This is a genomic window from Marinomonas vulgaris, assembly GCF_018145875.1.
Taxonomy (GTDB): Bacteria; Pseudomonadota; Gammaproteobacteria; order Pseudomonadales; family Marinomonadaceae; genus Marinomonas; species Marinomonas vulgaris.
Genome location: NZ_JAGSSV010000005.1, coordinates 16,833 through 29,002, shown reverse-complemented (window position 1 = coordinate 29,002; position 12,170 = coordinate 16,833). Strand labels below are relative to the sequence as shown.

Sequence of the window (12,170 nt, the reverse complement as noted above, 5' to 3'; positions counted from 1 at the left end):
AAACAAAAGAACACAGTGATAAAGTGTAAATGGACGAATGAACTTGGTTTTCAGTAACAGTGTCCCCATTTTATTAAAACGAATGTATTTTTTATACCGAAAGGCATGACATGAACAACACGAGTAAGTATGGCGTTTTGATGATGAATTTAGGCACACCCGATGCGCCGCAAACGTCGGATGTTCGCCGTTATCTTCGAGAATTTCTTTCCGATGGACGAGTAGTGGATTTGAATCCGCTACTCTGGAAACCTATTTTAAATTTAGTCATCTTGACCATACGTCCACCCAAAGTGGCTAAGGTGTACCAACAAGTTTGGATGGACGAAGGCTCGCCTTTATTAGTGCTGAGTCAGCGACTAAAAAACAGTGTTAAAAAAGCCTTGGCGGAAAAAGTCGGCCATGATGTTCCAGTCGAGCTGGCAATGACTTACGGAAACCCAAGCGTCGAAAAAGCCGCTAACGCTTTGCGTGAACAAGGGGTGACAAATATTCTCGTGATGCCCATGTATCCGCAGTTTTCAGCAACGACCACGGCGGCGGCTTACGACAGGCTCATGGCTTCCTTAAAGAGATGTCCTCATTGGCCTGCTTTGCAGTTGCTACACGATTACGCAGACCACCCGCTATACATCCAAGGGCTTGCCAATGCGGTTCGTAAACAGTGGGAAACTCAAGGTGAAAAGCGCCATCTCGTGCTTTCGTACCATGGCATTCCCAAGCGTTATGTGACGAATGGCGACCCGTATTCAAGACGTTGTCACACCACCAGTAAATTACTGGCTGAAGCGTTGGAATTAAACGAAGACGAATGGACGCATGTATATCAGTCTCGTTTTGGACGAGAAGAGTGGCTGAAACCCTATGCAGACCAAACCTTAAAAACCTTTCCTTCAAAAGGCATTAAGCGCATCAATGTTATTAGTCCTGCGTTTTCAATTGATTGTATTGAAACCTTGGAAGAAATTACGTTTGAGTTAGGCGACGAGTTCAAACACAGTGGCGGAGAAGCGTTTGATTACATTCCTGCGCTGAACGATTCCGATGATCAAGTGGCATTGTATCTAGATTTAATTGAACAAAATACCAAACAATGGACTCAGGGATGATATTGGAAAAAACACCGATCACCACCATTGCGTTTGATGCCGACGACACCTTATGGCGCAATGAAGACATTTTCATCCATGCCCAAGATGAATTTATTCGTCTTTTGCTGCCATACCAAGATGAAATCTTTATACGTGATCATTTGAGTGAAATGCAAATCAGCAACTTGTCTCATTTTGGTTATGGCATCAAGGGATTTACCTTGTCGATGATTGAAACCGCCATCGAGCTCACTGAAGGGAGTGTATCAGGAAACGAAATTCACCAGATTATCCAGCTCGCTAAATGCATGCTGGCGTCGCCTGTGGAGCTGCTAGATCATATCGAAACTGTACTAGATCAGTTAAAAGGTCAATATAAATTGCTGGTGATTACCAAAGGCGATTTGCTCGATCAAGAAAGTAAGTTGGCACGATCAGGTATAGCCGATTACTTCGACGGTATTGAGATCGTAAGCGAAAAAACACCGCAAATCTACGAGCAAATTTTGCAGCGCTATCAGTGCGATGCCAGTCAATTTTTAATGGTTGGAAATTCTCTTAAGTCAGATATATTGCCTGTGCTAGACATAGGTGCGCGAGCACTACATATTTCTTATCACAGTACCTGGGCGCATGAGCAGGTGGATGAAGAGACATTGAAACATTATCCGCAGTTAACCACATTAAATGACGCGTCAGAGTTACTTGATTGGCTTGAATTGCCAACTCACCAAAAAATGGAAGCTGTATCATGAAAAAAATAAGTCAATTACTGTTAACCTCCCTAGTTTTTCTGATTTCATTGCAAACTGGATTGGTCCAGGCCGATGAGAGTATGTTCGATAAAGCCAAAAGTGGCGCTGAATCTTTGTGGGGAAAAACCAAAGAAACAACGGCTGAATTGGCAGAAAGTGCTTCTAAAAAAGCATCCGAAATAAGTGAAAACCCGGAGGAAGCGGGCGAAGCTGCTTGGGAAAAAATGAAAGAAGTTGGCGCAGCAACAGTTGAAGGCGCGAGAAAAGGCGCCGAAAAAGTCAAAGAATACATCAATTCAAGTGACTGCAGTGCGAGCAACCCTTTTTGCAACAAAGGCGAAGAATAATTCGTGTCTGAGTTGGATGATAAATCCCATCACACTCACTGGGAGCAAGAGTTCTTAGAGCAGGGTGACTCTCACATTACTGCAGCCAAAGTGCGCTACCGTTGCCCTAAATGCGACGGTTTGCTTTTATTAAAAAAAGGCGCTAATGGTGACTTCTGGGGCTGTGAATCGTATCCGACGTGCGATTACACAGCCAATAACGAAGGAGGGAAGCCGGTTCGTGCTAAACGTTACCTTTGTCCTACTTGCCAAGCTCCACTGCGTAAAAAAACTTTTAAAGACAATGTCTTTTGGGGCTGTTCCCGTTACCCAGAATGCAAAACCACAGTGGAAGACGACAAAGGCGTGCCAGCTAGCACCAAAAAATACCCTTGCCGTGTTTGTGGCCATTATCTAATAAGGAAGAAAAGTAAAAATGGCTATTTTTGGGGGTGCGTTACTTATCCTGCTTGCACCCACACACTGAACGATGACAAAGGTATTCCTGTCCCAAAGAAGCCTCGTTAATTACCAGTTTATGTGATCAAGCGCCTGTTCAATGGTTTTATGCTGGAAAGCAAAACCTTGATCGACAAGATGCTTAGGAATGATTTGAGGACCTTCTGTTAACAAGGACGACATCTCTCCAAAAATTAATTTCATCAGCCATTTCGGCGTTGGTAACACAGCAGGGCGCCCGAGTGATGCGGCATAGGCTTTTGCAAAGTGCGCTTGTGTAATGGTCTGAGGGGCTACTAGATTGTAAGTGCCTCTGTAAGCTTCATTGTCAATCGCTGTCAGTATTACCTTAACAACATCGTCAATGTGAATCCAAGCAAACCACTGATCACCGCCTGCAATGGGGCCTCCAGCACCTAACTTAAACGGTAAACGCATTTTTTCTAACGCCCCGCCTTTACCAAGCACAACGCCTAAGCGATAAATGACTACACGGGTATCGTTGCTGTTAAAAGCATTGGCTGCGGACTCCCATGCATTACACAACTCATGGGCGAAACCAGGAGCAGGAGGGGTGTTTTCGTCGTAAATGCCATCACGTGTTACGCCGTAAAAACCAACTGCAGACATGGAAATAACTAAAGATGGGGGAACCTGTAATGCAGAACGGATCGAGTTTGTTAAAGTAACACGGCTTTCGTAAAGCGCTTTCTTGCGGCCATTTGACCAAGGCTGGCTGGCAATGTTTTCACCAGCAAGGTTAATAAACACGTCGATCTGTTCATTTAACTTAGGCAGTGTGTCAAGTGTGAGTTGAGTGATTTTTGTGTCTAATCGATTGTCTATTTTTCTGACAAGAGCGAAAACACGATGCTCATCAAGAGGCAGCGATCTTAGTAACGATTGTCCGATAAAACCAGTCGCGCCGGTCAGTAGAATGTTCATAATACAAATCTCTCTTGATGATGTGATACATGGGTTACGATTTAAGTAAAGAATGAGATCAATGTCTTCGCCTTGCTTGTGGGCGTGGCCTCTATAATTATTCGGTATTTTTGATAGTAAAATCAGAAGATTATCAGCTTTTTTGGTCTGCACCTTCTTTTTCTGTCGGAGGATGGCTAAAATGACAAGATCTCGAAACATTAGGTATTAAAATGCTACGCAAAGAATTCGATCACGTCATCCTCCTTGCACACGGAAGTCCAGATCCTCTTTGGAAAAAACCGTTTGAAGCGCTGTATAATAACGTTGTCCAAACCTACGGTGAAGGCAATGTCAGTTTGGCTTACATGGAACTCACGACTCCATCATTAGAAGATTCCGTCGCGGCTCTTAGTGCCGATGTTCATCAGCTTGCGGTATTGCCTCTTTTTCTCGCAGTAGGTCGCCATTTGAGACAAGATGTGCCTTCACAGATTACAGCGTTACAGCGTGATGATTTACATATTACCTTGTTGCCTCCAATCGGCGACGATGTGATTGTCAAAGAGGCAATGCAAACCGTGGTTGCCAATCATCTAGGTAAACTATGATCGAGTTTATCGCTGATATAATTGTTTTCACTGTTGCTGCTTGGGGCCACACGGATGCTGTTTAAACATTTGCCGGATGAAATATTTCAGGCACTAAGTGGTTCTAATCGTGCCTTGATCGAGGCGGTACTAACTGATCTTGCCAGCGTTTTCTATGATCACGCTGATGACCCTATAAAAGACAAATCGGTCATCATAGAATGCATTGAAGATACTCTGCATAAGCTGGATACATTGGCCTGGCATGATGAGCAAAAAGAGCCTTTTGATTCTCCTAAAACCATCCATGACTATGCTTTGCGCATTTACCATCGTTTGGTAAACACAGGTTGGTTGGTTGAAGAGCAAGAGCTGTATCGTGTCAGTGTGTTGATGACGCCTCAAGTGTCCATGTTGCTGCGTTCTTTCATCGATATTAGTCAGCATGGTAAGCGTAACTACGGCGCGACTGTATTAAGCATTTTAAGCAATTTAGAGTCTGTTGCTAAGCACCCGACAGAACGGGGCGTTACCTTGAGCCAAACGGCTGAAGCGGCGCGTGACTTTTCGGCTCACCTTAACCAAATTTTGCTTGGTATTCGTAGCCTACAACGTGAGTTGTTTGAAAGCCGTGACCCAAAGGCGATTGTGGCGGGGTTCTTTGATTTGTTTGTCGAGGGTATTTTGATCGCCGATTACAAAACCTTGAAAACCAGTAATAACCCTTTTCGTTTTAGACGTCAGATATTAGAGCTGACACAGTCATTTTTAAGTCAATCCGATACCTTACAGCAAGTGGCACAATGCTACGCGGATCAACAGCTGATTTCGCTTACTAAAGCTGAGCAGCTAGTCGAGAAAGATTGTCGCGATATTATCCAGACGTTCAGCAATATTGAGCAGCGGCTAGAGCGTATCGATGAATATCGTTATCGTCTCGAAAAACGCGCTGCAGATACCGCTCGTTACATGGACAGCTCACGTCCTGGCATGGCGAATAAAATTGCTGGCATTATTTCAGACGTGGCGAAATACGATACACCGCCCGTGCTCAAGGAAATGATAGGCGCGCGCTTTGTGGGTATGGCTTCAGCGGCACAGCCTTCTAAACGACGTGAACCGCCACCACCAAGAGTCATGACGCCTGCCGAAGTGTCCGCAGAAGCAATTAAATTCCGTGACCAGCAACGACGTTTCCATGAAGCGCGTCAGGTGACTTTGCCAAAAATGCAAAGCTATTTAGACAAGCAGCTATTGTCGAACGACAGCAAGCATATTTTGGATTTCACCATTGAGTCTGTAGAAGATTTTGTCTGCTTTGATCATTTGCGTTATGTGGGTTCTTTAGGCGTGACGGCTAAAAAACTCGAAGAAGCCTATGAAATACAATTTACCAATGAATATCTGGACGTGCACAGTTTCGTTGAATGTCGTGAATTTACTGTTGTGCGTAGGAGCAAAGCGTAATGCTTAGAGAATTAAAAAAAGTGGTGGAAGAGTCTGGTAAAGACGTAGAAGAGTTCCAGCAAACCGCCAATTTTGTCATTGCTAACCAGTTCGCTAGTGCCTATAAACACGGGCAACGAAAACATTATTTATTGCTTGAGTCTTATCAAGATTATTTTAGCCGCTTATTTGATGCTCTTGGCATGAAACTTTACGTCAATGAAAATGAGCGTTTGGCGGGTGTTTTGCCGGTTCAGAAAGAAGCCTTTGTTCGACTCAAAACCGACGAAACCCTGTTTTTGTTGATTCTTCGTCAAATATACGAGGAAAAGATCGAGAACTTCGAAGTCGATAATGGCTTTGTGGCCACTAACACACGTACGATTTTAGACAGATTTGTGCAGCTGATTAAGCGCGAAGTGCCCAATGAAACACGATTTAAAGACATTCTGGCGCTATTAAGTCGTCACGGCGTTTTGATTCGCGGTAAAACATACGAAGAAGACAGCAAAAACCAAATAATCAATATCACGCCCGTTGTTAGGCTTATTGTTACAGAGGCTTATTTGCGTCAATTAGAGTCATTTAATGGTGCAGATCCTGAAGAAGACGACATTGAATCGGACTCAGACACCACACAAGACGCAAATCAGGACTAGGGCCAAGACATGAAAAAATTAAATCGAATTGTACTAGTCAATTGGTATTTGCTTGGCGCGGAAGAGATCAATATTCGTGGTAACACGGCGATCATTGGGCCAACGGGCTCAGGTAAGTCTTCTTTACTGGATGCTATTCAAACTGTATTAACGGGGGCAAGTAAGCGCCACCTTAATTACAACGCCAGTGCAAACGACGGTAAAGCCAGCGGTCGTAGTATTCGCTCGTATATTCTTGGGATGATTGATTCGGGGCAAGCCAATGCGAAGGTGTTTGGCACTCAGCCTCGCCAAGACGCCACCAGTTATCTGGCTTTAGTCTTTGAAGACAGCATTACGCAAAAAGAATCCACCGTGGGCTTGGCGTTAAGTGCGTCTTTGGCGTCGCCAGAAGAAGACGTGCTTGGGCGTTTTGTGTTGTCGAATGTTGGTGTTCGAAAGTCAGATTTCATTGATGCAATGGAAGGCAAAAGCTATCAGGCCAAGCCATGGATCGAAGTTCGCGAAACCATGAAGAAAACCTGCCTAGACCCTTACATTAAGTCAGGCAGTGCCTCAGCGACGCAATATATTAATCGTTACTTGGAAGAACTAAGCCCAAGTTCCGAGAAGTTGATCACGTTAGACAGCTTTTTAAAGAACTTTAAGAACGCGCTAAAATTCGTTCCCATTGCTTCACCAACACGATTTGTACAAGACTTTGTTTTGGCTGAAGCGCCATTGCAGATTGGCGCTTACCAGAAATCGCTCAATGAATATCGTCACCTTGAAGCAAAAACCCTTGAAGTATCAAAGCGCATCGACGATTTGGTATTGATTCAGCAAGATTGCTCGAAAAAACATCAGCAAGAACAAAGTGCGGTGAACTATCAGTGGATTGCAACAGAAGCGCGCTTTGATGAACTTGGCAGCAAGCAGGACGATATTCAGGATCAATATGAGCTGCAAAAAGAACGCGAAGAAGAAATTGAAGAAGAGTTAGCCACGCAAGGTAGCCTTCTGAAGCAATTGCAAAGTCAGTTGCTGCGATTCGAACAACAGTACGAGCATTCAGATGTTGGTCTTAAGTTGCAACAGTTGGAACAAAATAAAAAACTGTTGGTATTGCAAGGTCAGCAGGATCAAAAAGCGGTGTTGCAAGTACGACAACTTACCCTCTTATTATCGACCTTGTTGTCGTTCGAGGATTTGCTGTCGGCAGATACCATTGCGCTGGTTAAATCCTTTGCGGAGTTTGACGGGCTGATTTCCGAGGAGGGTCGTGTTTCTGCTAGCTTGAAGCCGTTAACGCAGAAATTGGTGGCGTTAAATGCTTTGTTAGACACAGAAAAATCTCAGGTGTTCAGCCAGCGTTCAGTATTGCATCGCAGTATTTTGAATTTAAAAGACGAATGCAAGCAGCTAGAGTCAGACGTCTCTTCGTTGAAAGGTGGCGTTAGTCCACTGTCTCAAAATACCAAGCGTCTTATTGCGTTACTCAATGATGCCAACATTACGGCGACGCCTTTAAGCCATCTGGCGGAAGTAACTGATCGTAAATGGCAAGATGCCATTGAGGGTTACCTTGGGGCACAACGTGAGGCGTTAATTGTTGAGCCAGAAGACGCAGAAGAGGCGATTCGTATTTTCCGAGCCCACCGACGTCAGCTAATGGGCTGTCGAGTCATCGACACCACACAAACTCGACTTTGGTTGAATAGAGGTGACCAGCGTTCTGCTTTGCGTTTTATTCGTTGTAATAATGATCATGCTCAAGCTTATTTGAACCGTCGATTAGGTGGCATTAAACCGGTTGAAACAGAACGCGAATTATTGCGTGAAGACAGTGCCATGACAGCCGACGGCATGTTAAAACTGGCCGGTACTATATCTACCATTCGTTTTGTACCGCCGATGATGGTGGGTATTAACATCGAAGGCATGCGTGAGTCTCGCGAGCAGCAGTTAGCCACGTTGAGTGCGGAGTTAATGGACTTTCTTAAAGCAGATCAGCGTTTGGAGCAGGCAGACTCTTTGTTAGGTCGCGTGATGGCTAATAATCAGTTCGATGCTGATACGTTAAACAATGCAAGCCACACGGTAACCCGCTTGGTGCAAGAGCTTGAAGCGGTGGAAGCAGAAATTGCCCAGCTACAGCAGCACGATGACACCGAGTTACAAGAGCGCATAGAAGCCTTGAAAGGGCGTATTGCTAACGTTGAACTAGAGCAGAAAAAACTTGATCGCGAACGCCAGCAAATTGCCGAGCAGTTCGGGGCGCTAAACACGCAGAAAAGCCAATTAAGTTCCGCTCTGTCGGCCCTTGATGAAGAGCGCAATCGCTTAACGTCTAACCCTAAATACGATGCAGAATACGCCAGTGAACGCTATGCACTGCTTGAAAATAGCATGGTAAATGGCGCTGCCATTTACAAAGAAGCCATGAGTAGAGCCGAAAAGGCCAACGAAAAAGCACGTAGTTATGACCAAAAAGTGCGTAAAGAAGTAGCAGATCATTACGGTAAATACCATCAAGCCAATCTTGATGACGATGTTCAACTTGATTATTTAGAGTCTAAATTTGAAGAGTTTGAACATTACGTTACCTATCAAATAAATGTGTTAAGTGAAACTGAGCTGGCGAAATACGCGAAGCGTGCCGAACTTGCCCGTAAAGAAGCGGAAGAGACCTTTCGGTCTGACTATGTGTCTAAGCTGAAAGATTCCCTTGATCAAGTAGCGCATATCATTCGTGAGTTGAATCACAGTTTAAAGCGTCGGCCATTTAACCAAGAGATCTATCAATTCCGTTATTATCCAAATGGAGACATGAAAGATATTTTGAATTTGGTAGAACGTTTTAGCTCGCAAGACCAAGCTAATGTAGGTGGCTTATTTGACCTACATCTTAGTGAAGATCCTGAACATATGCGTGCTATCGCAGCGATTCAAGACCTAATATCGAGCGAAGAGAAACAGCAAGATTTAGCTGACTACCGCAAATTTTACAACTTTGAAGTGGATATTTTAGACGCTGAAGGGAACAAAAAAACCACCTTAAGTCAGCGTATTCAAACAGGGTCTGGTGGTGAGCATCAAATTCCGTTTTACTTAGCTATCGCCGCCGCGCTGTCTACTACGTATCGGTTGCACGAAACCGCTGAAGGAGAAATCGTCGGTGGTTTCTCGTTGGCCATGTTTGATGAGGCCTTTAATAAAATAGACATGGTGAAAACATCTACTTGTATGGGTTTTATGAAAGACATTGGCTTACAAGTGATTGCCGCTGCGCCAGACGATAAGCGAGCCGTGATGGCAGCCAACATGGACACTATTATTAGTGTATGGCGTGAAGGTGGTGCTGTGTCTATTGATGTGGCTTACCCAAAAGAGAAAGGCCAAGCTTTGTTAAACGGTCAATCTGATACCCTTACAACAGCAGAATAAACGAGATTATTATGACGATCCAAGCGCAAATCGAGCAACGTCTTCAAGATGCTATGACAGTCCACTTTATGACTCTTGAAAATGAGAGTTACATGCACAGCGTGCCAGCTAACAGTGAAACGCACTTCAAATTAGTATTGGTAAGCGATGCTTTTGAAGGCAAACGCATGGTGCAGCGTCATCAGCTTGTGTACGCCACGTTAAAAGAGGAGATGCCGAAATTTCACGCGCTGGCGATGCATTTGCATACGGTGAAAGAATGGCAAGATCGAGCAGAAGCTGTGCCTCTATCGCCACCATGTAAAGGGGGCGAGTAAGGTTTCGACCTTTCGCTCGATGATTTTATGAGTATTACCGTTACTGCAAACGACTCTGAACACTACGTTGTCATTAGTATCATGGGGAGCTTTGACTTTTCTCTGTTTAATGATTTTCGTGCGGCGTATTCTGATTTGCCTCATGCTTATTCGCGTTATGTGATTGATATGAGCATGGTGGAGTATCTAGACAGCGCAGCACTCGGTATGCTGTTGAGCATGAGAAACGCAATTGATGCGACCTTACCGATTGAATTAAAAGGCGCTAATGACTTTATTAAAAATATTTTAATGATTTCGCGTTTCGATAAACGTTTTGACATCCAATAAGGGCTTATAAATGAAATTATTGTGCGTAGACAGTGAGTTGGTTTATCGCGACATTATTTCTTTGTACGCAGAAAAAGAAGGCATTAAAGTAAGATGCGAGTCGAGCTTTGATGCCGCTGTAAGGGCCTTTGAGGAATTCATCCCCGATATTGTCATGCTTGATGTGTTGCTGGAGGACAAAGACGGTTTTGAGTTGGTGAAAGTGTTAAAACAAGCATCTGGTAGTCGTTTCATTCCCATAATTTGTCTTGCTTCTGATACCGCTGATGCTGTGATGGACAAATGTTTTCAGTACGGCGCAGACGATTTCATTCCCAAGCCCTTTAGCGAAGTATTGCTTAACATTCGATTAAAAACGCATATGCGTCACATTGCTTTAATAAAAGAAATGTATCGAAAAAACAAAGCCTTGACCTATTATCAAACCATGATCGAGCGCGAGCATGAAATGGCTCATCATGTGCTGGATCATATCCAAACGCGCAGCGAAAAAAACTCCCAGCATGTGGCCATTACACGTTTATCAGCGGCCAGTTTTAATGGTGATTTGGCTCTCGTTAAAACCCGTTCCGATGGGGCTCGCTTGGTATTTGTGGGCGACTTTACAGGCCACGGTTTACCCGCTTCGATTGGGGCTTTACCGGTCATGCAGGTATTCTTTGATGCGGTTGACGAGCTGGTCGAAATGGGGGAGTTAGCCGAGCGTATCAATCGAATATTGCTCAGTATCTTGCCAGACTATATGTTTTGCGCGGGTTATTTGATTTTAATGAGTAAAGATGGGCATTTATTGTATTGGGGTGGTGGCATGCCAAATGCGTTGATTCGGCGTTCGGATGCCAGCATAGACTATTTGCAATCCAGTCACATGCCTTTAGGCATTTTGCCAGCCAATGAATTCGAAGCTGACTTACACAGCCATTACTTAAATCCAGGTGATACGCTGATTATTGTGTCGGACGGTGTGTTAGAGCTAAAAAACCCTCAGGGTGACATGCTGGGTGACGACAAGGTTGAGCGATTGATTACTGAAGCCTACGCAAATAAAGACTTAATCCTTGCCCAACAAAAAACAGAGCGTGTGTTGGCCGAATACCGTGGAGATGCAGCGCAACTGGATGACATCACCCTTGTTGCGCTCAGAAGCTCTTTTTTATAAAACGGTTATTTCTTACCGCCTTTTTTTTTGTTTTTATTACCTTTGCTTTGAGCCTTAGCTTGTGGCTTTGGAAAAGGGCGCTTTTCTGGCTCGGTGCGCAACACTAAAAACAGATCGGTGATCACGTCAGGGATTTGATCGATGCAAGATTGCGTTAACTTTTCGCTAGAGCGTATTTGAATGACTTCTTCGTCATCAAAAAGATCAGAAGCCACCATAATAGGCAATAGCAACTCGGCTACTACTTCTTCTTTTTCAGACTCGAACCAATGTTGCTCTGTCATGAAAACCCCTTCCATGAAACCAGACGCCCATTCTTGCAGCTCGCTTAATTCTTCGGCTGACTCACCCATTTCAAGTTCACAAGGCACTAAAAATTCATCTTCAGATTCCAGCTCCTTTTGAATATCAACGAACAGACGGGATAAAAACTGAAGGATTTGCTTTTCCTGTTTTTCACTGTCGAACTGTGGCGTGTCTTCGAAAATAACAGGAAGCCATTGCTCTTCAGGGGGATGAGAAGGGCAAACAGCTAAAGCGGTTAAAAAACCGTGTGCCATGACAAAGTTCTGGCATTCTTCATGAACTTGATCGGACTCCAAAAAAGCTTCTAATGTTTCTAACTCAAGATCATCAAGCGGTTGATGTGCCATATTCGTGTTTTCCTAATGCAGATTAAGTCACCGAT

General features: G+C 44.2%; 13 protein-coding genes. 11 read left to right on the top strand and 2 right to left on the bottom strand.

Annotation, left to right across the window (positions count from 1 at the left end; translation table 11 throughout):
• Window positions 1–110: 110 nt before the first annotated feature.
• The 4 genes from hemH to J9B83_RS05755 are packed head-to-tail and all read left to right on the top strand — an operon-like array spanning window position 111 to window position 2,700.
• Window positions 111–1,109: a ferrochelatase gene (gene hemH / locus J9B83_RS05770; RefSeq protein WP_211535794.1), complete on the top strand. Its 999-nt coding sequence runs from the start codon at window positions 111–113 to the stop codon at window positions 1,107–1,109.
• Window positions 1,106–1,846, top strand: a complete 741-nt coding sequence (locus tag J9B83_RS05765; protein ID WP_211535793.1) for an HAD family hydrolase — start codon at window positions 1,106–1,108, stop codon at window positions 1,844–1,846. The genes hemH and J9B83_RS05765 overlap by 4 nt, the downstream gene beginning before the upstream one ends.
• A complete protein-coding gene (locus J9B83_RS05760) occupies window positions 1,843–2,193 on the top strand; it encodes a hypothetical protein (RefSeq protein ID WP_211535792.1) in 351 nt (116 codons plus the stop codon). The genes J9B83_RS05765 and J9B83_RS05760 overlap by 4 nt, the downstream gene beginning before the upstream one ends.
• Window positions 2,194–2,196: 3 nt before the next feature.
• The gene (locus tag J9B83_RS05755) at window positions 2,197–2,700 is read left to right on the top strand and encodes a DNA topoisomerase family protein (protein ID WP_328797697.1); all 504 of its coding nucleotides are present in this window, start codon (window positions 2,197–2,199) and stop codon (window positions 2,698–2,700) included.
• Here J9B83_RS05755 and J9B83_RS05750 read toward each other — a convergent pair whose 3' ends face one another.
• Window positions 2,701–3,576 (bottom strand): TIGR01777 family oxidoreductase, encoded by an 876-nt coding sequence (locus J9B83_RS05750; RefSeq protein WP_211535791.1) that lies wholly within the window; start codon window positions 3,574–3,576, stop codon window positions 2,701–2,703.
• Between the two features lie 212 nt (window positions 3,577–3,788).
• Here J9B83_RS05750 and J9B83_RS05745 point away from each other — a divergent pair, with 212 nt between their 5' ends.
• From J9B83_RS05745 to J9B83_RS05715, 7 genes are read left to right on the top strand one after another with little or no spacing between them, the layout of a single operon-like run.
• Complete coding sequence (locus J9B83_RS05745; RefSeq protein WP_211535790.1) at window positions 3,789–4,166, top strand: sirohydrochlorin chelatase; 378 nt, start codon at window positions 3,789–3,791, stop codon at window positions 4,164–4,166.
• Window positions 4,167–4,220: 54 nt separating this feature from the next.
• Window positions 4,221–5,612 (top strand): Wadjet anti-phage system protein JetA family protein, encoded by a 1,392-nt coding sequence (locus J9B83_RS05740; RefSeq protein WP_211535789.1) that lies wholly within the window; start codon window positions 4,221–4,223, stop codon window positions 5,610–5,612.
• A complete protein-coding gene (locus J9B83_RS05735; RefSeq protein WP_211535788.1) occupies window positions 5,612–6,250 on the top strand; it encodes a DUF4194 domain-containing protein in 639 nt (212 codons plus the stop codon). The genes J9B83_RS05740 and J9B83_RS05735 overlap by 1 nt, the downstream gene beginning before the upstream one ends.
• A gap of 9 nt (window positions 6,251–6,259) precedes the next feature.
• Complete coding sequence (locus J9B83_RS05730; RefSeq protein WP_211535787.1) at window positions 6,260–9,676, top strand: SbcC/MukB-like Walker B domain-containing protein; 3,417 nt, start codon at window positions 6,260–6,262, stop codon at window positions 9,674–9,676.
• An 11-nt stretch (window positions 9,677–9,687) separates the two neighbouring features.
• Window positions 9,688–9,993, top strand: coding sequence for a BolA family protein (locus J9B83_RS05725; RefSeq protein WP_211535786.1), 306 nt, complete (start codon window positions 9,688–9,690; stop codon window positions 9,991–9,993).
• A gap of 27 nt (window positions 9,994–10,020) precedes the next feature.
• A complete protein-coding gene (locus tag J9B83_RS05720; RefSeq protein ID WP_211535785.1) occupies window positions 10,021–10,323 on the top strand; it encodes an STAS domain-containing protein in 303 nt (100 codons plus the stop codon).
• Window positions 10,324–10,333: 10 nt separating this feature from the next.
• Complete coding sequence (locus J9B83_RS05715; protein WP_211535784.1) at window positions 10,334–11,482, top strand: SpoIIE family protein phosphatase; 1,149 nt, start codon at window positions 10,334–10,336, stop codon at window positions 11,480–11,482.
• 5 nt (window positions 11,483–11,487) lie between these two features.
• Here the strand turns inward: J9B83_RS05715 and J9B83_RS05710 are convergent, their stop codons facing one another.
• On the bottom strand, window positions 11,488–12,135 hold the full coding sequence (locus tag J9B83_RS05710; protein ID WP_211535783.1) for a UPF0149 family protein: 648 nt from the start codon (window positions 12,133–12,135) through the stop codon (window positions 11,488–11,490).
• Window positions 12,136–12,170: the final 35 nt, after the last annotated feature.